The sequence below is a fragment of the Chryseobacterium sp. C39-AII1 genome, assembly GCF_039672645.1.
GTDB lineage: Bacteria > Bacteroidota > Bacteroidia > Flavobacteriales > Weeksellaceae > Chryseobacterium.
The window spans coordinates 483,330-507,207 of the sequence record NZ_JBDFPQ010000003.1; the positions used below are offsets into that span (position 1 = coordinate 483,330).

The 23,878-nt window shown below is 31.8% G+C and carries 17 protein-coding genes and 12 tRNA genes; 5 read left to right on the plus strand and 24 right to left on the minus strand.

Going from position 1 to position 23,878, the window contains the following annotated elements; all coding sequences use genetic code 11:
- Positions 1 to 343 precede the first annotated feature (343 nt).
- From ABEG63_RS07890 to ABEG63_RS07905, 4 genes are all read left to right on the plus strand, one after another.
- Positions 344 to 667 carry a hypothetical protein gene (locus ABEG63_RS07890; RefSeq protein WP_346584051.1) on the plus strand — a complete coding sequence of 108 codons (324 nt, stop codon included), beginning with the start codon at positions 344 to 346 and terminating at the stop codon, positions 665 to 667.
- 41 nt (positions 668 to 708) lie between these two features.
- On the plus strand, positions 709 to 1,848 hold the full coding sequence (locus ABEG63_RS07895) for a hypothetical protein (protein ID WP_346584052.1): 1,140 nt from the start codon (positions 709 to 711) through the stop codon (positions 1,846 to 1,848).
- A 687-nt stretch (positions 1,849 to 2,535) separates the two neighbouring features.
- A complete protein-coding gene (locus tag ABEG63_RS07900) occupies positions 2,536 to 4,017 on the plus strand; it encodes a tetratricopeptide repeat protein (protein ID WP_346584053.1) in 1,482 nt (493 codons plus the stop codon).
- Between the two features lie 429 nt (positions 4,018 to 4,446).
- On the plus strand, positions 4,447 to 5,973 hold the full coding sequence (locus ABEG63_RS07905) for a hypothetical protein (protein ID WP_346584054.1): 1,527 nt from the start codon (positions 4,447 to 4,449) through the stop codon (positions 5,971 to 5,973).
- A gap of 1,226 nt (positions 5,974 to 7,199) precedes the next feature.
- Here the strand turns inward: ABEG63_RS07905 and ABEG63_RS07910 are convergent.
- The 3 genes from ABEG63_RS07910 to ABEG63_RS07920 form a co-directional block, all read right to left on the minus strand.
- Positions 7,200 to 8,036 carry a hypothetical protein gene (locus ABEG63_RS07910; RefSeq protein ID WP_346584055.1) on the minus strand — a complete coding sequence of 279 codons (837 nt, stop codon included), beginning with the start codon at positions 8,034 to 8,036 and terminating at the stop codon, positions 7,200 to 7,202.
- Positions 8,037 to 9,895: 1,859 nt separating this feature from the next.
- A complete protein-coding gene (locus tag ABEG63_RS07915) occupies positions 9,896 to 10,555 on the minus strand; it encodes a hypothetical protein (protein ID WP_346584056.1) in 660 nt (219 codons plus the stop codon).
- 172 nt (positions 10,556 to 10,727) lie between these two features.
- A complete protein-coding gene (locus ABEG63_RS07920) occupies positions 10,728 to 12,245 on the minus strand; it encodes a TROVE domain-containing protein (RefSeq protein WP_346584057.1) in 1,518 nt (505 codons plus the stop codon).
- 302 nt (positions 12,246 to 12,547) lie between these two features.
- Here ABEG63_RS07920 and ABEG63_RS07925 point away from each other — a divergent pair, with 302 nt between their 5' ends.
- Complete coding sequence (locus tag ABEG63_RS07925; protein ID WP_346584058.1) at positions 12,548 to 12,997, plus strand: VOC family protein; 450 nt, start codon at positions 12,548 to 12,550, stop codon at positions 12,995 to 12,997.
- A gap of 167 nt (positions 12,998 to 13,164) precedes the next feature.
- Here ABEG63_RS07925 and ABEG63_RS07930 read toward each other — a convergent pair whose 3' ends face one another.
- The 21 genes from ABEG63_RS07930 to ABEG63_RS08030 form a co-directional block, all read right to left on the minus strand.
- Positions 13,165 to 14,262, minus strand: coding sequence for a slipin family protein (locus ABEG63_RS07930; RefSeq protein WP_346584059.1), 1,098 nt, complete (start codon positions 14,260 to 14,262; stop codon positions 13,165 to 13,167).
- A gap of 1,135 nt (positions 14,263 to 15,397) precedes the next feature.
- Entirely contained in the window at positions 15,398 to 15,946 is a 549-nt protein-coding gene (locus tag ABEG63_RS07935) for a 3'-5' exonuclease (protein ID WP_346584060.1), read from the minus strand.
- 111 nt (positions 15,947 to 16,057) lie between these two features.
- Positions 16,058 to 16,603, minus strand: a complete 546-nt coding sequence (locus tag ABEG63_RS07940; RefSeq protein ID WP_346584061.1) for a 3'-5' exonuclease — start codon at positions 16,601 to 16,603, stop codon at positions 16,058 to 16,060.
- A 96-nt stretch (positions 16,604 to 16,699) separates the two neighbouring features.
- Entirely contained in the window at positions 16,700 to 17,263 is a 564-nt protein-coding gene (locus ABEG63_RS07945; RefSeq protein ID WP_346584062.1) for a metallophosphoesterase, read from the minus strand.
- A gap of 208 nt (positions 17,264 to 17,471) precedes the next feature.
- Positions 17,472 to 18,488 (minus strand): RNA ligase, Rnl2 family, encoded by a 1,017-nt coding sequence (locus ABEG63_RS07950; RefSeq protein WP_346584063.1) that lies wholly within the window; start codon positions 18,486 to 18,488, stop codon positions 17,472 to 17,474.
- 126 nt (positions 18,489 to 18,614) lie between these two features.
- Entirely contained in the window at positions 18,615 to 18,743 is a 129-nt protein-coding gene (locus ABEG63_RS07955; RefSeq protein WP_346584064.1) for a hypothetical protein, read from the minus strand.
- Complete coding sequence (locus tag ABEG63_RS07960) at positions 18,740 to 19,186, minus strand: DinB family protein (RefSeq protein ID WP_346584065.1); 447 nt, start codon at positions 19,184 to 19,186, stop codon at positions 18,740 to 18,742. The genes ABEG63_RS07955 and ABEG63_RS07960 overlap by 4 nt, the downstream gene beginning before the upstream one ends.
- Positions 19,186 to 19,557: a cyclic-phosphate processing receiver domain-containing protein gene (locus tag ABEG63_RS07965; RefSeq protein ID WP_346584066.1), complete on the minus strand. Its 372-nt coding sequence runs from the start codon at positions 19,555 to 19,557 to the stop codon at positions 19,186 to 19,188. Before ABEG63_RS07965 ends, ABEG63_RS07960 begins: the two co-directional genes overlap by 1 nt.
- Before the next feature lie 104 nt (positions 19,558 to 19,661).
- Positions 19,662 to 20,147 carry a ribonuclease H-like YkuK family protein gene (locus ABEG63_RS07970; RefSeq protein ID WP_346584067.1) on the minus strand — a complete coding sequence of 162 codons (486 nt, stop codon included), beginning with the start codon at positions 20,145 to 20,147 and terminating at the stop codon, positions 19,662 to 19,664.
- Between the two features lie 134 nt (positions 20,148 to 20,281).
- Positions 20,282 to 20,352, minus strand: a tRNA-Trp gene (locus tag ABEG63_RS07975).
- An 8-nt stretch (positions 20,353 to 20,360) separates the two neighbouring features.
- Positions 20,361 to 20,433 (minus strand) — tRNA-Gln (locus tag ABEG63_RS07980).
- 88 nt (positions 20,434 to 20,521) lie between these two features.
- Positions 20,522 to 20,594 (minus strand) — tRNA-Phe (locus ABEG63_RS07985).
- Positions 20,595 to 20,682: 88 nt separating this feature from the next.
- A tRNA-Leu gene (locus ABEG63_RS07990) sits at positions 20,683 to 20,755 on the minus strand.
- A 314-nt stretch (positions 20,756 to 21,069) separates the two neighbouring features.
- Positions 21,070 to 21,142 (minus strand) — tRNA-Glu (locus tag ABEG63_RS07995).
- A 170-nt stretch (positions 21,143 to 21,312) separates the two neighbouring features.
- Positions 21,313 to 21,399 (minus strand) — tRNA-Tyr (locus ABEG63_RS08000).
- A gap of 703 nt (positions 21,400 to 22,102) precedes the next feature.
- Positions 22,103 to 22,174 (minus strand) — tRNA-Pro (locus tag ABEG63_RS08005).
- A 68-nt stretch (positions 22,175 to 22,242) separates the two neighbouring features.
- Positions 22,243 to 22,314, minus strand: a tRNA-Asp gene (locus ABEG63_RS08010).
- Between the two features lie 5 nt (positions 22,315 to 22,319).
- Positions 22,320 to 22,445: transfer RNA gene (locus tag ABEG63_RS08015), tRNA-Arg, on the minus strand.
- Positions 22,446 to 22,537: 92 nt separating this feature from the next.
- Positions 22,538 to 22,611: transfer RNA gene (locus ABEG63_RS08020), tRNA-Arg, on the minus strand.
- Between the two features lie 68 nt (positions 22,612 to 22,679).
- Positions 22,680 to 22,753 (minus strand) — tRNA-Ile (locus ABEG63_RS08025).
- Positions 22,754 to 22,851: 98 nt separating this feature from the next.
- Positions 22,852 to 22,925, minus strand: a tRNA-His gene (locus tag ABEG63_RS08030).
- Positions 22,926 to 23,878: the final 953 nt, after the last annotated feature.

The following is a 23,878-nucleotide window of genomic DNA, read 5'->3' on the forward strand; positions in this document are numbered from 1 at the left end:
TTGTATCAGAAAGTTGGAAGATGAATTTTGATAACCTTTTAAAAACATTTGATGAAAAAAAAACATATCATCAAAATTAGCCTAAAGACTTTCTATTAAAAATACAAATCTGAAATTGCCCCAAATTTTAAGTTTGTATTTAAAACACAAGATGAAAATTAATGGAGCAAACAGGGTAATATCTTCATCCTAATATTGCCCTGTTCCTATTAATTTTTAGGTTATTTTAATTAAAACCTTCGAAAAAAATTATTAAATATTCTATTCAAAAACTAATGTTTGAAGTAGAATATTTTGGCATTAATCATAATATTTTTTGAAGGAAAAAATAATGATGATGCCATTGAAAACACAAATAAAAAAAAGCATTTTATTACTCCTGATTCTTTTTTCAGGCTATATATCTTGCCAGAATAAAGATCTGAAACAAATTGATAGTTTGCTGAAAAAGGCAGATTATTTTAATAAAAAATTTCAAGATCTTAACGAATTCACAACAGCAAGAAGGGCTAATATTCTCGCGAAAAAAATAAACAACAGCGAAAGAAAAGCAAGAAGTTCTTACTACATTTCGCGTTCTTTATTTAATCTTGGGCTTCAAAAAGAAAGTTTAGCACACATTAATTCAGCAACATCTGACGGATATATTCCAAAGACCCTTTACTGAGTTCTCTATTTACCGAACTTAAGGGATACATTTATAAATTCATGAATCTGAAGTCACAGGGTATCTTTCAATTCAATAAAATATTTAGCATTCTAAAAAATGAAAATAGTGAAGAAGCCTACGAAATAAGAGCAAGAACGTATGCTAATCTCGCCCAAATGACTTCTGATAAAGATTCAGCTTATACTTATATTCAGTTACAAGCCAAACAATTACAAAAATTACCAGAACAAAAATATTTTAATGCAATCTGCGAGCATTACAGTTATCTGGGAGGTAATTATTTAGAAAGAAATGATTTTGATTCGGCATTTAAATATTTTGAAAAAGCGCTGAAACTTAAGAAGAAATACAATGATCCTGTATTATATGAGCAATATAAAGGCTTTGGCAGCTACTACATCTATAAAAATAATTACCAAAAAGCATTAGATTATTTTCTTAAAGCAAAAGAAAATATGCAGCATTACATTTATCAACCCAGCTATTATGCATTTATCGATGCTCAAATCTCTTATACCTATGCAAAACTTGGCAATAAAGAGATGTACGAAAAATATGAAAATTTAATTGCCAAGAATAATGCAAAAATTCAAAAAGAGCAAGATCATAATATGGATTATGCTTTGCATGTAATTTTAAAAGACCAAAAAAGAGATCAAGAAGAATCTAATAAACAGCAATATATTTATATTTTAGTTGGAATTATTGCCTTAAGTTTAATTTTCTTCCTAGTTTTTATTGTTTTGCGAAAAAATCTTAAGCACAAGGACAACATTATTTCAGAAGTTACACATACTTTACAGGAAAAAAATAAAATTATCAATCTAAAAAGCCAGGAAACCGAAGAACTTCAACAAAAAATCAACCATTCTTACACAGAATTAGTAGAATTGGCAAAAAACAATGATCCTGACTTTTATTTTATTTTTCAGAATGCATATCCTAATTTTCAGAAAAAAATGCTGACAGAGTTTCCCGGATTAAGAAATTCAGAATTAATACTTTGCGCTTATACATTTTTAGGATTTTCTATAAAGGATATTGCAGACTACACCTACAAATCGATCAATACAATTCGAAACCGAAAGCAAAATCTTCGTAAGAAGTTCAACATACCGACGGAGCAAGATATGGGATTTTGGTTAAGAAATTTTATTAATCCACAAAGAGAGAATTAATTAAAATACTGAATATTAAACCATTAAATAAAAATAGTATATAAATGGTATTTCCTTTTTTTTGTCATTCAGTGATTTTTGTTTCTCTTTGTATCAGAAAATTACACGGATTTACAAGTAAGGTCACAAAAATCGAATGATGAAAAAAACACAACCTCAAGCTTTTAATTAGAAAAATTAATCCCTAGAATTTTCTAAAAATAAGAATGAAAATCAAGGAATTTGAATATTGCCCTAAATTTCAAATTTCTTTTTCCAAACAACACAAATGAAAAAATCTGAAAGAAAACAGACTACATCACAATGATGAAAAACAAATGACAAAAGGGTAATACTTTAGTATTATCCTTTTTCATATAAATTTCAAATCTTAATTCCTTTCTCGTTTACATTTCTCAAATTGATTGATTTTTTTAATCGATTCTCGCTTTTATGCTTTAAAATAAACTTAACAACTTGTTTTTTTGACGTAAATTCATATTACACTTTGTACAATTTGCATCATTTTATTCGTTAATATTAGATGTAAACTTAAATCTTTAGCAAAAAAATGATAAACTAGTGAAATCATGGATTATATCTAGTATTTATTAAATTAAGAGTTATATTTTTGTAACAATCATTCATCACAACTTTATGGGGCAAAGTTTTATGATTAGAACAAATTATATTTTAAAAAATAGCATCATGCTACTTTTCATTTTATTGTCAAATCACGCGATTTGCCAAAGTAATGAAGTAGAAAAAATCGATGTGCTACTCCTTCGTGCATACAAAAATCATAAAAATTACAAAAATATTCTTGAGCTGGAGGATGCTAAGGAAGCCAATGTATTAGCAAAAAAAATAAATGATCCAGAAAGAATCGCAGAAAGTACATTTTCTATCGCTCGTGCCTTAAGCTCATTAGAATTGCAAAGAGAAAGTCTTTTAGCTATAGAAGAAGGCCTCAAATTAAGTTACACAAAAGGCGATCCGCTTTTGCAGGCTAAATTTAAAGATATAAAGGCCTATAATTTCAATGCCTTATCATTAAAATCTGAAGGAAGAAAAGAGCTTGATGATATTTTAAAGCTTTTAAAAGGAAGAAAAGACACCACTGCCATAAAATTACAGTCAAAAATATACAGCAATATCGGGCATCTCTATTTTGATGACGATAATCCTGATTCTGCACTTGCTTACTATCGTAAGAGAGAAAAGGAGATCCGAAAATTGCCAGAATATATAGCATACGCAAACTACGTAGATCATTATATTTCTATGGGAAATGCTTTTCTTAAAATGAAAAAAAATGATTCTGCATTATATTATTTTCAAAAAAGCTATGACGTATCAAGACAATATAATGATTACAGTCTTTTTTTATCCTACATGTCTTTAGGGAAATATTATCATCAGAATAAAGATTACAAAAAAGCGCTTGATTTTAATTTAAAATCTTTAGAAGAAGTTGATAAAAAATCGATGAATATCATGGGTTTTATTAAAATTTATAAGGATACGTCTGAATTGTACGGTATTTTAGGCAATAACGAAAAAAAGACAAAATATGAAAAGCTTTATAACGAAAACCAAAACAAAATTTCTGCAGACAGAGCAAGAAATATGGACTATGCTATAAATATAATTCTAAAAGACAAGGAAAATCAATACAATTCTTCTCAAAAAAGAAAATATACCATGATTTTTGCAGGAGTTTTTATACTAATACTCTTATTTATCATTATTTATAAAATTTTACACAAAAATCTGAAACACAAAGAAACTTTCATCACAGAAGTTACCAGTACCTTAGAAGAAAAGGAAAAATTGATCTCTCAAAAAAGTATCGAAAAAGAAGAGCTTCAGCAAAAAATAGGCGATGCTTATAAAGAGGTAATGCAACTGGCGCGTAATAATGATCCTTCATTTTATTTTCGTTTTCAAGAAGTTTATCCGGAGTTTCAGAAAAAATTACTGGAAAATTTTCCGGGCTTGAAAACTACCGAGCTCATCTTATGTGCTTATACTTTCTTAGGATTTACCATTAAAGATATTGCCGAATACACTTTTAAATCAATCAATACCATCAGAAACAGGAAGCAGAATTTGCGCAAAAAATTCAGTATTCCCACAGAAACTGACATGGAAGATTGGTTAAACAATACTATTTATCCAAAAGAATAAATAAAACATAAATATTTAAAAATCAAAACATTAACCAAAAGTAGTATACAAATGGTATACTACTTTTTTTGTGTTTACATATTTTTTTTATCTATTTGTTTAAAATTTAAAACGAAAATAATACCGAATAAAAACACAAACAATTAAAAACAAACCATAAAAAACACAATAAACAATAAAGTTTTCAGAGAGTAAATTTAAACTGTTGTTTTCATGAAATTGCCCCAATTTTTTTGACTACAACAAACAACACAACATGATGAAAAATTTAAGTAGAAAAAGGTAATATTTTTTCGATGTTACCTTTCTACTTTTTACTCTTTATCTCAACAAAAGTAATCAACAATAATTTTAATAATACAGTAAATTAAGTCAATATTTTGTTACTTTTGCCTAAATAAGCTATAACTAAAAACACAATAAAGCTTCATGACGAATAATTATTTAATGCTCAAGAGAAGCTTTCAAAAATATTTTCTTTTTCTATTCTTCTTTTTTTCTTCTAGTCTTATTTTCTGTCAAAATAATGATACTAAAAATATTGATGAGCTTTTAAAAAAAGCAGAAATCAGCAGACAAAAATTTAAACATCTCGATCAACTGAAATACGCAAAAGGCGCACTTATTCTTTCCCAAAAAGCCGAAAATTCAGAAAAAATAACACAGAGTTATTATACAATGGCGAGAGCACTCTCCTTTCTAGAAATGCAGAAAGAAAGTTTTACCTATGCTAATAAGGCACTAAATGAGCCTTATGGAAAAAAAAGCAACCTTTTACAAGCTCAGGTAAGTGAAGTAAAAGCTTTCAATTACTACAGTTTGGGATTAAATTCTCAGTTTACTAAAGAGCTTCCTAATATCATAAAGCTTTTAAAGAATGAAAATAATAGAGAAGCCATTATCTTAAAACAAAGAACCTACTTAAATCTTGGAGCATTAAAACCAGATTCTGCATTATATTATTCTAAATTATCTTACGATGAATTAAAAAAAATTCCTGAAAGGCAAATTCATTTAGAACTTTCAGACTATTATCGATATATGGGTACGGATTTTATGGATAACGAAAAGCCAGATTCTACACTCTACTATTTTAATAAAAGCTTCAAAATTAATTTAAAATATAAAGATCCGGTTGTTTTTCAGGATTATACGTCATTTGGAGACTATTTTACCTGGCAAAAGCAATACAAAAGGGCTATTTCTTTTTATGAAAAAGCAATCAAAAATATTAAGGACCAATCAATTGCCCCTTATCATTTTCACAATAACAGTTTATACAAGAAAATTTCTGACTTGTATGGTAATCTTGGAGACACAAAAAAGCAATCTGAATACAAAAAAATATATACCGATCTACAACATAAACTTCTTTTGGAAAGAGAAAAAAATATAGAGGAAGCTCTAAAAGTAATTCTCAGTGATCATGAAAATTTTTATAAAACAAAAGAAAAAACACACTATACTTTAATCTTTTTCCTTATTATCATTATAATTCTGCTCATTTTTATATTTTCCCGCTTAATTTATAAAAACCTAAAACATAAAGAAAATCAAATCAGCGAAGTAAAAGGCAATCTTCAGAAAAAAGACGAAATTATTGATCAGAAAAACACAGAAACCAAAGAACTGCAACAAAAAATAAATAAAGCCTACACCGATATTATAGATTTAGCCAAAAGTAATGATCCTAAATTCTATGAATATTTTCAGGAAATTTATCCTGAATTTCAAATAAAAATTCTTCAAAATTCCCCAGGGCTTAGAACTTCTGAGTTGGTTTTGTGTGCTTATACTTTTTTAGGATTTACCATTAAAGATATTGCAGAATATACATCAAAATCGATAAACACTGTACGAAACCGAAAGCAAAATCTTCGTAAGAAATTCAATATTCCAAAAGAAAAAGATATGGGGATTTGGTTGAGAGAATTAACACAAACTCAAAAAAAATAAATTAAAACATTAAAAACAAGAAACTTACATATAAATAGTATACTGATGGTATGCTATTTTTTTTGAATTAAAGCTAAATTTCATTCTCTTTGCATCAGAAAATTAAATCAATGCATTTGACGAAATTTTTAAAGCACAATAAATAAAATTAATTAGATAAAAAAGCACAAACACAAATAACAATAAAAATTTTCTAATATTCTATAATAAGGGCAAAAACACAAATGATGAATTTGATTAGTAAATAATCAAAATTTTAAAAACACACAAAAAATGATGAATTAATAGTAGAACCGAGCGGAACTAAACTCAATTTATGATTGCTCTTCTACTATTAATTTTTTTTGAAAGAAAAATTTTATTGCTCAAAATAATTCTCAGATAATTTCAATTGATCTATAAATTTAAATTTATTTCATTTTTAATAAAAAAATCAACCCAAAGAATATAAAACACTGAAAATAAAATAATTAATTTAAAATAGTATAAGAATAGTATACTGTTTTTTTTGTTAAGAAATATTTTTTTAATCTATTTGCACAGGTAAATCAACAAAAGGTGTATAATTAAAAACACAAATGATGATAAAGAAAATTCAATAAGTTTTCTAAAAAAATTTGACTAAATCTAAACACAATTGAAAATATAAAAATTAACCTTTAGATTGATTTTCCGAACACAAATGATGAAATTGAATTTTGCCAAAAACAAAAATTCAAAAACTAAAAACACACAATGAAAAAAAATTTTTATTAATGAAAACAAGGGCAATATTCTGAGTATTGCCTTTTTATTTTAAAACAGCATTCAACATTTTATTTTAATATCTTTCAATCAAGAAGCCGAATGAAATTTTCATCCGGCTTCTTTTATAAAAGGTCACAATCGAAAAAAATAATTGGGGCAGCGTGATGCCGGAGTCGAACCGGATAATCTTGCCGGTATTACCGACTTCATTATTCCTCCCCTTCAAAATGTTCACGATTTATTTTTTCTCTTAGTCACTTTTATTTTTAAACAAGGCAACAACCAAAAAGTGAGTCGTGCTCTAACCCACTGAGCTACTTTTCCTATTTAGATTTTGTGTTTTTTTTGTGGAAAAGGCGAGATTGTTCATTGCTCTTTTATATTTTATTTTTTGTATTCACGAATGCTGTGCATTTCGAACCCGCGACCCCGTCGTGATGAGCGAAGTAACACTATTTTACGGCACTTGTTTTTATTTTTTAAATTTCTTCTTCCGCAATAAATGTTTTTACAATAGGATGTACTTTTGCTTCTTTTGGATGATAACTTATCCCAAAACTTGACCAACCAGAAGACCAATAAAGCATCATTTCTTTAAGATAAGGAACGTCTTTTGTCTCGTCGTATTTAAAATTTTCATCAAAAATTTCTTGTACTTCAGGTAATAATTCTGGATAAAACATTTGATCTTCCTCATCAAAAACGTCTTCGTAAATACCAAGATTACTTCTGATTTCATTTAACAAGTAAGTTCTAAAATCCCATCCCATGACAATAATATCAGAACCCCACATAGAAAGTATCGGTTGCCATTTTAAATTAGGTTCGTTTACTACAAAACGGTGACCAAGAATAGGAATGAGTTGTGGAATTTTCAAAAACCACTGTCGAAAAATCTCTATTCTCTCCTCCTTAGACGAAGGTTTTTTACCCCACGATTTTAGCCAGACTTTATTCAATCCTTCAACATCTGAATACAACCAATCCGAAAGCCCGTAAAGCCTATCTCTAATTTCTTCATCATCTTTCAACCAATTGTAGAAAAAAGTACTTTCTTCAGTAATAATTTTACCTTCATCTTCATATTCTATAATTTCTTTCTTATCAATAGCATGTAAAACTTTTAAAAATTCTCTATGTTCATCATTAAATTTCACAGCGTATTTTTCTTCAACCTCATCGATTTGTTGGTCGGTAAGTGGTTGCCATTTTGCACCATAAAATCCATGTTCACTCCAATCTTCGCTCGACCAAATATTTTCTGTGCGATCTTTAATCCAGTATAAAAAATCTGTAAAATTTTCAGGTATTTTCATTTTATTATGTTTAGTAATATAACTGATTTATAATGAAATAATTTCGTGAAACTTGTTTATGTTTTTAAAAACAAATAAGGTAAAAGGCGAAAAGAGTGTGCTCTTTTAAGAGCGCCGCTTTTACCCATTTTGGGCAGTGAGCCGGCAATTCGACATCTACAAGAGACTTACGTTTTCTTGCGAAAACTTTTGCCCGGTTGGTTTTCAACCCAACTTCGCTAGTTCGGTCACCCGAATTACGCTACCTTAGAACCGTTATATTTACGAAGGAACCCTTCTCTACGACACTTATTTGTTATAAATTTTAAATTAAAAAAGAGGCAAAAGACGAGAAAACTCTTTATATAGATCATTTTCATATCTATTCTGGAGTCGAACCAACATCATAAGATTAACCGAAGTAAGTTTTCTCTAACGGCACTCTTTATTTTAAATCAAGGTAATTTTCGTACAGACACTTACGCTTACATCTTACCATTAGACGACTGCTTTCGCAGACAGGACTCAAACCTGCATCTTAAGCCTGGAATCGAAGCATTTCTATACTACGACACTTGACATATTTTTTAAATTTTTAATGAAAAAGAGGCAAAAGGCGAAAAGACAGACATGCACCCGATCCTTACTATTATTCAGGAAATTGCACTTTTTCTTAGATTTTTGAGGTCTAAATTCTGACTCGAAGTAAGCCTTTTCTACGGCACTCTTTGTTTTTTTAAATCAAGGTAAAAATGGCAGAATCTTCCGTACATTTTGCTCTACCATCTGAGCTACATCTCGTTTACAACAGAGAAGGCAGGAATCGAACCTGCGACACAAATATTTAACATCGAAGTATGATTCTAAAACGACACTTGATTTTATTTTTAATCGTTTTATTTCTAAAAAATACAAGGCAAATATTAATAAAAGCTGTCTTAAAACTCGTCTAGCCACTCGACCACACCTTTCGGCGAAAGGATTCGAACCTTTGTATAAAATCGAAGTAACTTTTATCCACGGCACTTGTAGAATAATTTTTAAAATCGAGCAATGTTTAAAAAGAGATTTAAGTTCAATGTAAAGTAGAAGTAACTCTTTCTTACGGCATCGATTATTTTTAAGTAAGGTGAAAAATCAAACAGAGACTTATCGACAGAGCGATACCATTACGCCATTCTCAAATAAGAAACAGGATTCGAACCTGTATTGCTGTCCCCCGAAGTAACTCTGTTTTACGACACTTACTTTTTTAAGTTTTTATGATTATAATTTTTTTGTTGAAGCAAAATTATCACCTCAGTGCGCATTCTTTTTACGCAGTTGTTTTTTTAATTAAAAACCAAGTAACAAGCTATAAGAGTTTTTGAATGTTGTTCAAATTGGAAGTTTGACGATGGAACTCTTAAGATAACGACATTGGTCAGTTTAAATCGAGCAATCTAGCGAAAAGACTCTTGTTCAAGTGGAAATCGAAGGAATTCTTTTCTTACGGCATCGATTGTTCTTTTTTAAGTTTTATGGTTATTGTTTTTTGTTGAAGCAAAATTATTGTATTAGTGCGCAATCTTTTTACGTTGTTATTTTTTTGTTTTTGTTCGTTTTGCCTTGAAGCAAAAGAACCAAAAGTTCAAGACTTGGAAATTCCGGCTAAAAATTTAAAAAACTTCTTAAAATCTCCAAACTCACGCCTTGCTTTTCCCAACGCTTGTTCAAACAGTGGATATTTTTTAACGGAAATTTTTAAAATTTTCTTAACGCCTCCATTTCCTAGGTCGTTTTTACAACTATTCTTTTTATGTCATTGCGAGGAGCGAAGCGACGAAGCAATCTCATAATAAATTCTTCACTTCATTGCATTTCGTTGTGAATGACAAATTTTAGTTTCTTATTCCAGCAATTATTTCTGAAATTGATTCTGCATTTTTCAACTTCATTGAATTCAAGATTTTTAAAACCTTATTTTTAAAATTTACAGGATGATCTTTTATTTTATCAAACTCTATTTTTAATTCCATTTCATCAATTTCGAAAATAGGTTTAATACTGACAAAATCTTCTAAGTTTAATTCTGTATAATCTGAAAATTGAACTTTTCCATTTTCTTTTTTATAGAAAACCCAAGGATGTCCAATTTGTAACACTGTCCATTCTTTTGAAGAGTTTTCAAAAATTTTTCTCCATTCTGAAATATCTCTGAGATCTCCGCAACACATTGGTTTAATTAAAACTTTTTCGTTTTCCATTAAAACAATTCCTCCGTTGAACGATATTATACTATCTTCAAAATCATCCAAATCTATTTCTTCTAAAAATTCAGTTAGAATGATTTGCAGATTTTCATCATCAATAATTTCTGTATCAACGAAGCATGATCCTTTTTCTATAGCATCGAAATCTAGCTTTAATATCGTTTGTGATTTTATCCATTCATTATACCATTCTTCCGAATCATGAGGATCAGATATTTCAGGTAGTTCGGCATCTTCTTTTTGATACCTTAATGGCGAAATTTCTATTGTGTTAATAAATCGAATCATTTTGTACAGTTTTTCTTTTCTAGCCCCGATTGTAACGGCATCCTTTTGTGTAGCGAAGCGGAACAAAATATACAGTGGAAAGCGGGATTAAGCTCCTAAATAAAAGTAATTATCCAATTTGAAAATCACTTATCATTTATGACTTATAACTTATATTTTAAAGCAGTGCCTTTTACAGCACTACTTTTTTTATCATTGCTACCGCTGATTTTCGGTCTTCCAAAGCATTCAATATGTCGAAAATTTTGTCTGACCAACCTACGATAAGGTATACATCATTTTTTCTGACATCTAACGGTTGTCTTCCGTAACCAGCCAAGTCAAAAATATACAATTTTGCATTCGGATTGAAACTTTTGTATTGATTCCACGAATTTTCGAAAGAATTTCTACCACTGTTGCTATCCCAAAGCTGAGTGTCGGTGAACAACATTACTTTATCCACTTTTTCACGTCTGTTCAATAGATCTTCGATCACCAAATAACCGTTTGTGGAGTAACCAACTTCACCTTCTCTTTTGTAGAATGCATCTACGTTTCTCAGGATACCGTTTTTAGGCATTGGAACTCTCTTCCAAGTGTCACCAAACATACCTGAAATCACATTTTTGCACTGTGACTGCAACATCATCGACATCAACAGACCGATATCGTACAACAATACTTTAGATTTCGGAGAAACAGGCTGTTGCATCGAACCGGAAACGTCTGCCGCGATCACCACCGACGTATCGAAACCAAAACCTTTGATGTTTTTTGCACTCACCATCACTGCATTTTCCAATGCTTCCATGATGGATGAGGTATATTTTGAATCGATATTTTTCAATTCCTTATATGCTGCCAAAAATCTGAATGGTAATTGCTTTGAATTTCTCACGGCTTTTTCATCCGACAAATAATTGCACACCTTGTTCATCGCTTCCGGAGAAACGTTGGCTTCTAAAATATTCCTAAGATTTCTCAGAGTCGCCATATAACCCAATTTGTTGCTGAAGATCAATTCTTCCCATTTGTTTTTAAAAGCTAATTTTCTTTCTGCGTCATCGGCAAATTTGGTCTGACCTAAAACCGAAAGTTCAACTTCCCAAGTGTACGGAGTTTCCAACGAATCGTTTACGATTTTGTTGAAAATTGCCTGTTGATTTTCATCTTTTGCTTTTGGGTGAACCAAGAACAAGGCATCTTTTAAAGTAACTTCCGCTTTTCTGTTGTATTTTGCGAATTGGTATTCATCAAATTTGTTGAAAGATTTTACCAAACCTTTTTGAATTTGTTTTGAAAGCTTGTTCAATTTTTTTAAATCTGTTCTTTCGTTGGCCAATTGGTAATAAGCCAATAGTTCTGTGATTTCGTCCGCTCTTTGGATAACTCCGTCAACGGTTCTGCTCACCAAATCTGTACCTGAAGTCTGTTTTGCCAATTCGGTCGTCAAAACCAATGGAATGGAACGCAAATACATATCTTTTCTTGCATAAACAGCTAGTTTAGCAACAAATTCAGGATCATTTTTCTGAATCAGAGACCGGATTCTCGCCAACCTTTCATTTCCTTTTTCATAGGTTGAGTTTGATAATCCTGTTGTAACAACAGCACTATATAGTTCTTCTGCAGGTGTCATTGTATATGCTTTTGCACCTTCATAATTCGCTACTACGCTATTTGATTTTCTTAAAAAATTAAATTTCATGGTTACTGTTTTTTAGTTAAACATTTTTGGAGGATTATCAGTTCCTCTCTGATTTCTGATGCAAAGTAAGAATGCTTTTGCGCAATGTTTTTGCGTAGTTGAATTTTTGTAAAAAAATTTTGTTGAACATGAATTGCACGAATTTTTACACGACTCACACTAATATTTCTTTGTGAAATTTGTGAAGTATTTGTGGGATTTGTGTTTAGAAAAAATCTATTATTCATTTTATATAAAGGAATCAACAATTTGAAGTTTATGAAAATCTCTTTTCTAGCTTTGTTTCATTAAAATTTTAAACTATGATTAAAGGATTATATGAAACGCATGTTCAGGTAAGTGATTTGGAAAATGCGATAGAATTTTATACAAAAGTCTTGGGATTGGAATTGGCTCACCGAGACGAAACCCGTCCGATTGCATTTTTATGGATTGGAAAAAATAAGGAATCGATGCTGGGTTTGTGGGAACAGAAAGAAAATTTGCAGACCAGACATTTTGCTTTTACTGCCGATAAAGAAGATATTTTAAATTATTCCGTTGAATTTTTGAACAATAAAAATTTAAAACCGTATAATTTTCTAAAAAATGAAAGTGTTCAGCCAATGGTTTTCGCATGGATGCCTGCTTTGGCTATATATTTTAATGATCCGGATGGAAATCAATTAGAATTTATTTCGATTTTGGAAGGTGATGGAAAACCTGAATTGGGTGTGCTTTCTTATGAAGATTGGTTGGAGAAAAATAAATAAAACCTGATTTAAAATTTAAATCAGGTTCTCTTTGTTTATTGTTTGATTAATAAATCGGATTATCATCCGATTCTATTTTAAATCGTCCTTTCAGGACTCTTCTACAAAAAAACAAGACAGGCTTCGTTTTCACGAAGCCCATCTCTATAAGAAAGTTATTAGTTTTTCTATTTTGTGAAAATTTCTTTCAGCTGAGAAACAATATTGCTGTTTCCGGAAACGGTGATATCTCCAATTTTGTCGGCGATTTTCTCCATGTATTCCATTTCTTTCAGCTTCCAAAGGACTTCGTTTTCTTCCATTAATTTCGCTGTGTTCAACAAACTTCTTGTGGAGGCGGTTTCTTCACGTCTCATGATGCTGTTTGCCTGAGCTTTTTTCTCAGCAATCAAAACCTGATTCATGATTTCCTTCATTTCACCTGTCAAAATCACATCTCTGATTCCTGCATCAGATGCTTTTAAACCTAGTTCTTCAGCTTTGTTTCCAAGATTTTCAAGGATTTCTTTTCCTACAGAATCTTTTTTCACAAGCAATTCATCCAACGTCAACGCTCCAACAAATTCACGCAAAGCCAATTGCATCAGAATATATAATTGCTTATCATATTCTTTATTTTCCATTAACGCTTTTTCGATGTTTTCCACCTGAAAACGCACGTAGAAATTGATACGAAGCATGGCTTTATCTTTTGTCAATAATTCCTGACCTGCAATTTCCATTTGCTGCATTCTCACCTCAACAGATTTTACATCGATGGAAGTTTCATTGTTCCAGAAATAATAAGTTCCGGCTTCAAGAACTTTGATTAATTTTCCGTCTATCAGCAAAAGTCCTTTATATTGATTCATTACTACAAACTTTCTTACGAAATTTTTCAACTTTATATTTTCAAGAATTGTTTTGGAAATTTTTTCGGTGATCTCAACTTTCGTTAAGTCGATTTTTTGAAACTCTCTGTTCAAAATTCCTTTCCAGAAAGCGTATTGACCGACATTTAGAACTTCTTTGAAAATTCCGTTTTCGTACATCAGAACGATTTCACCATCTTTCACTTCAACCACTTCCAATAGAGATTTCAGGCTTTCATTTTTCAACAAAAGATTAAGATCTGTATTAGATTTAAACAAAGATTTCATATCATAAATTTCCACAGATTTGTTTCCAAACATCCAGAAATTACCTTCTCTTAAAATCTCAATCAGGTTACCGTTTTTGAAAACCAAACCTGTTTCATATGCTTTAATTTGTACATTCTTTATCATCGTTTTACTATTTTAAATGGTTATTAATTTCAATTAAAAAAAAGAAAATCCGGAATTTCTTCTTCCAAAAACGGCGGAAGGAAAGCAATTCAGAAAAATTCGTTGAGCTTAGAATCTTATTTTCACATTCAGTTTCTAAATATTCAGATTTTGGGCGTGTCCCTCGCCTTACCTTTACCAGCAGCTTGGGTCGCTACGTTCACTTCTATCTTTTTTGTTCACATTTCGACTTCGCTCAATGTGACAAAAAAGGATATCCGTTACCATCGCTCACGCGGACGATCGTCCTTTTTAGAAAATTCATCCAAAAAATTATTGATTCTTCGTCTCCATTTCATTTTCAGAAAATATCTTTTCTTACAGGCTTTTTCAAAATGTTGATTCAACAACTGAAAAAATCCCAGACTTTTCCATGAATATTTTTAATGAGAATATTCAAAACTCGAAAAAAAATAGATTTTGAGTCTATTTTCAACCTACGTTAAAAATGTAGTGCTCTAGCCAACTGAGCTATCTAGTGCGTAACGAGAGTGGGAATCGAACCCACGCATTCAAAAAAGCTATTACTCTAACCGGGCTGAGTTATATTTCCCCAAAGGAAATAGAAGGATTCGAACCTCCGACCCATAGCGCATGGTAGAAGTTTTTTGGCAAACTCCTGAAACCTTCAAGTCAAGTTGAACAGAACGAAATAATGTTTCTCAACAAATTCTTCTGCAATGGTGTTATACAGAAACACTCAACAAGACCTGCCTGATATTTTGACTAAAACCTGTTTTTCAAAATTTTAGTGTTGTTCTATTTTGATGATGCAAAGTAAAAGGGAAATTGCGCATTGTTTTTGCGCTGTTATTTTTTTTTAATAATTTTCTTTTGTCTTGAAACAAAAGAAACAAAAGTTCAAGACTTGGAAAATTCCGCTAAAAATTAATTCTGTTCTCTAAAAATTCTAAAACTCGCGCGAATCTGGTATTTGTTCTTCGATTCAGTATTGGTCTCGCGCTCAAACAGTAGAATTTTCTTAACGTTCACAGAATTAATTTTCTTGACGCTTCATTTTCCTATGTCAATAAAAAAACTCCCTTTTTGAAAGGGAGTCATTGTTACATTTTTAGATTGCTAAATTGTTACATTATTATTGTTGCAGACACCAATGCAATATTTTCGCAATATTTTTGGCATCATCAACACCTCTATGATGCGTGCCTTCAAGCTTGAGATTCAATTCTCCTAAAGCTCTTGCCATACCGACACTTTTACGAACTGTCGGATGCAATTCTCCGAACAAAGTTTTCACGTTAATATGATCGTCACTTAAAGGATAATCGATATTGAATCTTCTTGCCTGATTTTGAAGCATATTCAAATCGTAGTTTCCATAGCTTGCCCAAGTCAGATCTTCAGAATCGTATTCTACTCTCAGAATATCTAATGCATCTTCCAGCAAAATGCCCTCATCATCTAGCATTTGTTGTGTAATGGAAGTCAGTTCCGTACAAAACGGACTCACTTTTGAAAATTGAGGTTTTACTAAAATCCCCTCATTTTGTGAAATTCTTCCGGTTTTTGGATCCATAATGCAAACTCCGATTTCTATGATTTCACTTTCCTGCCCTCTCGGTGGTCGGTCTTCCCAACACGTGGCTTCGAGGTCTATAATTAATATTTTATCTGTTGTTTTCATTTGTTTAAAAAATTTAATATTTGAGGCTGGAAGTTTGAAGCTGGAGGCTGGAAGTAAATTTCACACCGCAAAAACTTCCCGCTTCTATCATCCATCTTCCTTACCAAATTATTATCTCAAAATTTCTCTCAAAATTTTGGCGGCGTTGTAAGCATCGTCTGCTCCACTGTGATGATTGCCTTCGAAATCCATATTCAGGAACTTTAAGGCTCTTTTTAAGCCCATCATTTTAAAAAGTCCGTTGTATTGTTTGAATTGATACATCACATTGATATAATTTTCGGAAAAAGGATTTTCAATACCGAGATAATCGCATTGTTCAACGATCTGCTCTTTATCAAAATTTCCAAAACCTGCCCAAGTAAGCTGATTTGAGTGATATTCATCTCTGATTTTCTCACAGGCTTCTTCGAAATAAATTCCTTTTTCTTTAATTAATTGTGGTGTAATTCCGGTCAGTTCAGTGCAAAATTTATTAATTTTAGATCTTTCCGGAATTATATAAATGCTTTGTTTCTTGGAAATTGCTTGTGTTGTTCTGTTTAATTCGCAAATTCCTATTTCTATAATATCGGTTTTTTGTCCGGCGGGAATTCTGTCATTTTCCCAACATGTGGCTTCCAAATCGATGATTAATATTTCATTGGTTGTTTTCATAATTTTTGGTTTAAAGTATGGAAGCGGGAAGTTGGAGGCTGGAAGTAAATTACGCGCTGTAAAACTTCCAGCATCTTGCATCCAGCTTCCTTCTCATTAATTTCTCGGAGCAAATGGTGGAGTCCACTTTTTCTTTTTCATAAATTCTTTAACTTCTTCGTAAGAAATTGGATAAAAATTATGACAATCTACACCGACATCGAAGCTCAGAGCCATTTCATCATCCGGCAAAGTTCCGTGTGAATGACCGTAAAGTTGCCAAACTCCGCGATGTGAACCATTCCAAGTTCTCATGGCGTAATGAAAAAGGATGATTTTTTGTTTGCCATTGCTGTTTTCAGGCTCATCGATTTTTAGTTCGTGATAATCTCTGATAGACGCGAATCGTTTAGGATAAGTCAGAGCTGCACCTTCGTGATTGCCTTTTATTAAATGAATATTTCCATTTAACCGATCCAAAATTTCTTTCGTGAAATCAGGTTTGCCTAAACTCATATCACCTAAATGATAGACCGTATCGTTCTCGCCGATCCTTTCATTCCATCGTTTGATGAGTTCTTCATTCATCTGTTCTAAAGACTCAAAAGGTCTTTCTGAGAATTTTATAATATTTTCGTGACCAAAATGGTGGTCTGCTGTGAAAAATATATTGGGTTTCATTTTTTTTAATTGTTTGTTTTTTTAACTACAAAAGTTTTACGTTCTCACTGTCATTCTGAATGGAACGAAGTGAAATGAAGAATCTCTAATAATTGATGTTGAGATTCTTCCTTCGTCAGAATGACAAATTTTCTGCACGTTTTAGTTAATAAATTATTTTATGATTCAATTTTACATGTAAAAAAGTTTCGATAAATAATTACCGAAACTAAATTTTTACAGTCATTAATTCTTCTTTTACAATATCAATGACCAAAGAATTTAACTTTTTATTGATCCTTTTCTGTTCTTCTTTTTCTATGGTTGTGAAAACTTCCGGAAAATCTTTTTCAAAATCTTCTAAAATATCCTGAGAAAAAAGACCGATCACCTTGCCAATCATTTTCGGTTCGAATTCGCCAATTTTGCTGACAACGTTATTCAATCTGTTTACAGTTGCATATTTTTGGATTTCTTCCCAAATATTCTGAGCTTTTTCGCTAAAGTTGATTTGTTTTTGAACAGTTTTATTCTGTTTTCTAACAACTTTAGACTTTTCAACCCATTTTTCATTTTTATTTTTCAAAATGACTCGTGAGCCGTTTCCAAAATATTTGGTTTTCAAAGTTTTAATAATTGTTCCTTCACACATGTTGTTCTCGACTTCAGGTAACTCCAACCAAGCTGGAATTTTAGAATCGAAAACATTCGGATAATGTAAGGCATCTTCCAAAATTCCCTGAAATAAGATTTTTGCATAGAAAAATCCGGTTTCTTCAAAAATTTGATTGACAAAATCTGTATCCAAATAAGTAGTTCCATTCAACTTGATATCGAAAGCGTAAAACTCATTGTGAGGAGCATATTCAACACCCTTTTGAACTTTAACTGCATCTTTCACAGGTTCTACTTTTTTATGCTTGTAACCACCTCCGAACAATTCGCCGTAAATCACTACGGTTTCAACATCGGGATGCATCGTTTTCACTTTTTCGAACGCTTCAATTACATTTTTTCTGTAACGTTCTAAAATTTGATGTGCATTGAAGAATTTTTCATCCTGTTCAATAAAAGCTGTTCTTTTCGCGATTTTAATTTCCTTTCCGTCGGTGAAGAAAGAGAAATTAGCCCCGTGAACTTTCTCCTGCACAATGAAAACCTCATCTCCAAACCCCTGCATCCAAATCTGATCGATCACACGGTTTTGGTAAGTGTTTTCTATGGAGTTATATGTTTTGAAAATCATTTTTTTAGTTTTTAATAGTTTTAATTACTTCTTTTAAACTTGAGAACTCTTAGTTTTTTTAGTTTACAACTTTGAAAATATTTAGTTCACATAAGAGAAAATCAAAGATTTTCAAAAACTTAAGTATTAAAATTTTGTAGTTTTAAATAGTTCTAATTCATTATTTTTCATCTGAGTAACGTGTCTCTGAGCATGAAGTGAAAGGAAATAAATGTATTCATACACATTGATTTTTCCCAATTCGTTCACTGTCATTGTTGTTTTGCAGAGAAGACCTTCGCCGTTTTCATCAAGTCTAAATAATTTAAACATTGATGATATTGTTTAGAAATTAAGCTTCTGATTTCAGTTAATTTTAATTCTCCTTTCGGCTCCATGTGTTCTGGTCTTATCCATTCAAAAGCATCATAGTCACCTACTTTTTCAAACTTTTCTTGATTGAAACTGTAATTTTTTATTTCAATATTTAAATCAAGATTCAAATAATTTCGCATTGCTTTTTTTGAACCTTTTTCAATTAAAATCAACAAATAAAAGTTCGTAAAATAAATATGTTCTAGAATCTGTCGAACTGTCCAACCTCCATTTGAAGGTTGATAATTCAACGTTTCATTATCTTTATCAAACCACCTGTCAACCTCATCAAAACTGAGTTTCAAATGCGTTTTTATATCTTGAATACATCTAAAAATGTCCATTACAATTTTTTAAAGTTTTTTAAAAGGCTCTCAATATTTTGCTTTCCAACAGGATTCATGGAGTGGCAATAGAATTTGGGTAAATCCAAATAGTTATCCATACAATATTCTACCAGCCATTTTGCGCAATCGTAACCTGTTTTTTCCACAAATTCCTGAGAATTCGGTTCCAAATAATGTTCATCAGCAAGGTCGTGGTCAAAAGAGATCATTTCCGGAAGTCCTTTTTCCAAAATCCTGTTGACAAACTGCTTGTAATTTCGGACGATATGCCAATCTTTTCTGAGGAAAACATCCTGTTTGGTATAATGATACGCTTCAATCGGATATCTTATATCATCCAGAAACAGTAATCTTTTTGTTATTTCCATTGCTTTGTTTTATTTTTTTGGATGGATGCTAGAAGCTGGATGAAGGAAGTTAATTTCATACTATTAAAAAAATTCCATCTCCCATCATCCCGCTTCCAGCTATTTTACACCATCATATCAGCACAATTTGAACTTGCGAATGCATAAGGTTTTGCTTTAAACACATATCCCATTCCCAGAATATATCCCATTGCGTCTTTCAAAGCGACGTTGGATTTGAAGTCCGGATCGGTGTTAATGTCTGCGTGTACCTCCATTTCCACATCATAAGTTTCCAGAATAGAGCAAATTGCATAAGCGATTTCTACGGATTTATTCACCTCGTTCAGCATACGCTCTTTAATACTGATACTCTGTATTTCTCTTTCTTTTCTGATAAAGGTAAACGCTCCTTTTCCCTCACGAATAAAGACAACTGCCGTAGCATAATTAATGGCATCACCATAAACGTGGGAGTCTGAACCCACACATACTTTTAGTCGATGTCCATTTGCCTGTTCTCGGATGATGGCTTCTTCTACCAACTGTGTGATAGAGTGTTGGAAAATTTTTCCCTTCATGTTCTGCCATGTTTCTTGTTGCGTTTCCATTTTTTCTACATGTTTTGTTTTGTCTAAATTTTTATTAATTATTATGTCAATTGTAAAAGGTCAATTTGCTTTGCTTGTCATTTTTTTTAATTTACTTGTGAAACAAAATTCACCATTGACTATTCACTTTCTTGCGCTACGAACTGGACTCGAACCAATACCATCAGTTTTGGAGACTGAGATGCTACCATTACACTATCGAAGCAATTTTTGCTGATTCGTCAGGACTCGAACCTGAACAACAAGAGTCAAAGTCTTGTGTGCTGACCAATTACACTACGAATCAATTTATAAGTAATGAGTAGTAGGTAATTAGTAATATTTTTTGCGCATAATTTATTACTCATTACACATTACTTATTACTCATATCTCGCGGAACAGACAGGAATCGAACCTGTACCTTTAGTTTTTCAGACTAACGTGCAGACCTGCTACACCACTCTTCCTTGTGTATGAATGATAATTGATAAGTTATAAATGATACCATTGTTACTTTTATCATTTATTATTGATGATTTATCAATTATACTTTTGTACGGGAAGAGGGACTCGAACCCTCAAACCTTGAGCCTAAATCAAGTGTGTCTACCATTTCCACCATTCCCGCGAATTTTATAAGTAATGAGTAGTTGGTAATCATTAATAAAAAATTATGTCTTATAAATTCATAATTAATTATAACCGTTGCAATAATTACTCATTGCACATTACTCATTACTTATATTTTAGGTCTGAGAAAAGCTTGTCTATATTTATAAACTATGCCTGTTATATTCGTAAAGATCTTCTGCGCTCGACAAACTTTTCCCTTTCCATTTAAACCTATTTCTTTGTGAATTGTGAATCGTCAATTTACTTTGTAGTCAATTTTTAAAATTCACTTGCGCAGTAAAATTCACTATTCACTTATTCACTTTTCTGTACTCTATAAGGGAATCGAACCCTTGTTTTCTGCTCGAAAGGCAGGCGTCCTGAACCGTTAGACGAATAGAGCGTTTTTCTTGTGAATTGTCAATCGTCAATTTACTTGGTAGTCAATCTTTAAATTCACTTGCGGAGCAAAATTCACTATTCACATTTCACTTTCTTTGACCATCTGACCAGGAGTCGAACCTGAACAACAAGAGTACATTTCCTGCATGCTGCCATTACATTATCAGCGGTTGGTGGAAGTAGTAGGATTCGAACCTACTCAGCAATGAAGCAACAGATTTACAGTCTGCCCCGACTCTCCAACTTCGGCGTACTTCCGGTTTTCATGAGTAATAAGCAATTGGTAATGAGTAATATTTTATAATAATCTTCCAATTCTTAACTTTTAATTTCTTGTGAAGAAAAACAAAGCCTGTCTTTAATTTTTGTTTGATATAAGAACTTCTACGCTCGACAAACTTTTCTTTTTCTTCGGAACTAATCTCATTTTAGTTATTTGAGATGGTTATGAGATTGTTCATAACCATTTTATTTTTTTATCTGAATTCACGAATGTTTCACATTTCAAAACTCACTCAGCTTACGCAACGGTTTTGCAGACCGCCCCGACTCTTTCACTTCGGCGAACCATCGTTTTTATGAGTAATCAGTAATGGGCAATGAGTAATTTCCCAACATTCTGATTATTCTTTTTTATTTAAATTTTCATTAAAAAATAAAGCCTGTCTTAATTTTTTGTTTGATATAAGAACTTCTGCGCTTTGACAAACTTTATTTTACCTAAAATTTATATTATTTTTAAAAATTTCATCATCCAGCCTCAAAGTGAGTTAAGAAAAAGCCTGTCTATATTATATCGTGTTTTTGGCATAAAGATCGTCTGCTCTCGACAAACCTTTTCTTTTTCTCTTTTGAAACAATTAACTTGGTGTGAATTGTGAATAGGTCAATTTGCTTCGCTTGTCAATTTTTAAATTCACTTGTAAAACAAAATTCACAATTGACTATTCACATTTTTTCGTCTGGAAAGCAAGATTCGAACTTGCGACCTCCCGCGTCCAAGACGGGTAAACAACCACCGTTATCTTTCCAGTTTTGCAGATTCACTTTAAAAATCTTCTCCGAGAGACAGTCGGATCCGAAATTTTCCGTGAATCTTTGCGGTCTATGCGAGAATCGAACTCGCAGTGCCTGAGCGACAGTCAGGCAGGTTAGCCATTACCTCAATAAACCTTTTGTGATTCCGACAGGATTGTTCATGAATTTCATATTTTATTTTTATGGTATTCACGAATACTTCGTATTTCGAACCTGTAACCCTGGGTTTAGAAAACCCATGCTCTATCCAATTGAGCCACGGAACCGTTAAATGTGAATTGTGAATAGTCAATTTGCTTTGCTTGTCAATTTTAAATTCACTTGAAACAAATTCATCATTGACTTATTCACTTTTCTGTAATCTCAGAAGGACTCGAACCTTCAATCTTCGATGTCGTAAACCGACGCTCTATCCAATTGAGCCATGAGATTTTATTTGTGAGCGGTCAATTTTAAATTTTAAATTCATTTGTGAAGCAAAATTCACCATTCACTTTTTGTAATCCCAGAAGGACTCGAACCTTCAACCTTCGGCGTATCAGACCGATGCTCCAACCCATTGAGCTATGAGATTGTTTTTAATTTATGAATAAGCAATCGTCAATCTGCTTTGGTTATCAATTTTAAAAAATTCGCTTACGAAGTAAAATTGACCATTGACTATTCACTTTTTGGGGTATCTCCGGGGATCGAACCCTGTTCTCCGGTGCCACAAACCGACGCTTTACCAAATAAGCTAGAGAAACCATAAAACATCAAAAAGCGCCTCTTTTCGGGAGGCGCTTTATATTTTTAGACGGGTCAGTTTATTAGCTGACCCATTTATATAAGCACCTTTTATCCACAAATTCACTATCAAGAAGAACAATACAAGCATACCCCTGCCCCGTCGGTTCTACACCGCGCTGTCTTGAAGGTAAATTAGATATGTTATGTAATTGTTTCATTTTATTTTTCTTGTTTTAAAAAAAGTTTGTTTGAAAGGTTGAAAACTTGTTGCTTTCAATTTTCGGTTGCAAAGTAAAGATGATTTTTTTTAACCCGCAAATTTATTTTTCATTTAAACATTTGAAAATCAATTAATTATGACTGAAATTTAGAATAGAGAATTTCCGTCCGCAATATTTTGCAGATGTCTTAAATACCTAAATGACTGTCTCTCATCGGGTTACTTATCACGCTTTATTTTCTTATTAATTGTTCATTTGTTATTAAATAATTTTCATTTTTATGGTTATTTTTTTTCATTCTAAATAATTTCTGCCCTAAAAACACAAAAAACGCCCCGATCATCGAGGCGTTTCTGCAGTATTTTGTTTAATTTTTTACGAGTTTACAGTAAATAATTTTCAAAGCAAGCACATTTCGCCTCATTCAATATCATCCATTCATATCCGAACGATCCCTTTACTACAGGGCGATCGCATAGATTTAAACTGATATGTGCTCTTTGTATTGTCATAATTTTATTGGTGCAAAGATAATTGTTTTTCTTAATTAAAATAGAATAATGGATGATTAGCAGCCTAAATAACCTCATCATTATTGTTAATTATTAAGGATTTGCAGACGCTTCGACTTCGCTCCTTTAGATTTGCAAAAGAAAAAAATAGATAACTTTAGAAAAAGAGAAAGCATTTAATTAAACTAAGACACGCTCTGAATAAAATTCATATGCTGATAAAGAATTAAATGCTCT

What these genes read in the sequence shown, in the direction of transcription:
- ABEG63_RS07970 (WP_346584067.1), bottom strand. Translation starts at nt 20,147, where the DNA reads ATGGAAACGCAACAAGAAACATGGCAGAACATGAAGGGAAAAATTTTC.
- ABEG63_RS07900 (WP_346584053.1), top strand. Translation starts at nt 2,536, where the DNA reads ATGCTACTTTTCATTTTATTGTCAAATCACGCGATTTGCCAAAGTAAT.
- ABEG63_RS07930 (WP_346584059.1), bottom strand. Translation starts at nt 14,262, where the DNA reads ATGATAAAGAATGTACAAATTAAAGCATATGAAACAGGTTTGGTTTTC.
- ABEG63_RS07935 (WP_346584060.1), bottom strand. Translation starts at nt 15,946, where the DNA reads ATGAAAACAACAGATAAAATATTAATTATAGACCTCGAAGCCACGTGT.
- ABEG63_RS07895 (WP_346584052.1), top strand. Translation starts at nt 709, where the DNA reads ATGAATCTGAAGTCACAGGGTATCTTTCAATTCAATAAAATATTTAGC.
- ABEG63_RS07920 (WP_346584057.1), bottom strand. Translation starts at nt 12,245, where the DNA reads ATGAAATTTAATTTTTTAAGAAAATCAAATAGCGTAGTAGCGAATTAT.
- ABEG63_RS07940 (WP_346584061.1), bottom strand. Translation starts at nt 16,603, where the DNA reads ATGAAAACAACCAATGAAATATTAATCATCGATTTGGAAGCCACATGT.
- ABEG63_RS07960 (WP_346584065.1), bottom strand. Translation starts at nt 19,186, where the DNA reads ATGGACATTTTTAGATGTATTCAAGATATAAAAACGCATTTGAAACTC.
- ABEG63_RS07910 (WP_346584055.1), bottom strand. Translation starts at nt 8,036, where the DNA reads ATGAAAATACCTGAAAATTTTACAGATTTTTTATACTGGATTAAAGAT.
- ABEG63_RS07905 (WP_346584054.1), top strand. Translation starts at nt 4,447, where the DNA reads ATGACGAATAATTATTTAATGCTCAAGAGAAGCTTTCAAAAATATTTT.
- ABEG63_RS07965 (WP_346584066.1), bottom strand. Translation starts at nt 19,557, where the DNA reads ATGGAAATAACAAAAAGATTACTGTTTCTGGATGATATAAGATATCCG.
- ABEG63_RS07925 (WP_346584058.1), top strand. Translation starts at nt 12,548, where the DNA reads ATGATTAAAGGATTATATGAAACGCATGTTCAGGTAAGTGATTTGGAA.
- ABEG63_RS07945 (WP_346584062.1), bottom strand. Translation starts at nt 17,263, where the DNA reads ATGAAACCCAATATATTTTTCACAGCAGACCACCATTTTGGTCACGAA.
- ABEG63_RS07915 (WP_346584056.1), bottom strand. Translation starts at nt 10,555, where the DNA reads ATGATTCGATTTATTAACACAATAGAAATTTCGCCATTAAGGTATCAA.
- ABEG63_RS07955 (WP_346584064.1), bottom strand. Translation starts at nt 18,743, where the DNA reads ATGACAGTGAACGAATTGGGAAAAATCAATGTGTATGAATACATTTAT.
- ABEG63_RS07950 (WP_346584063.1), bottom strand. Translation starts at nt 18,488, where the DNA reads ATGATTTTCAAAACATATAACTCCATAGAAAACACTTACCAAAACCGT.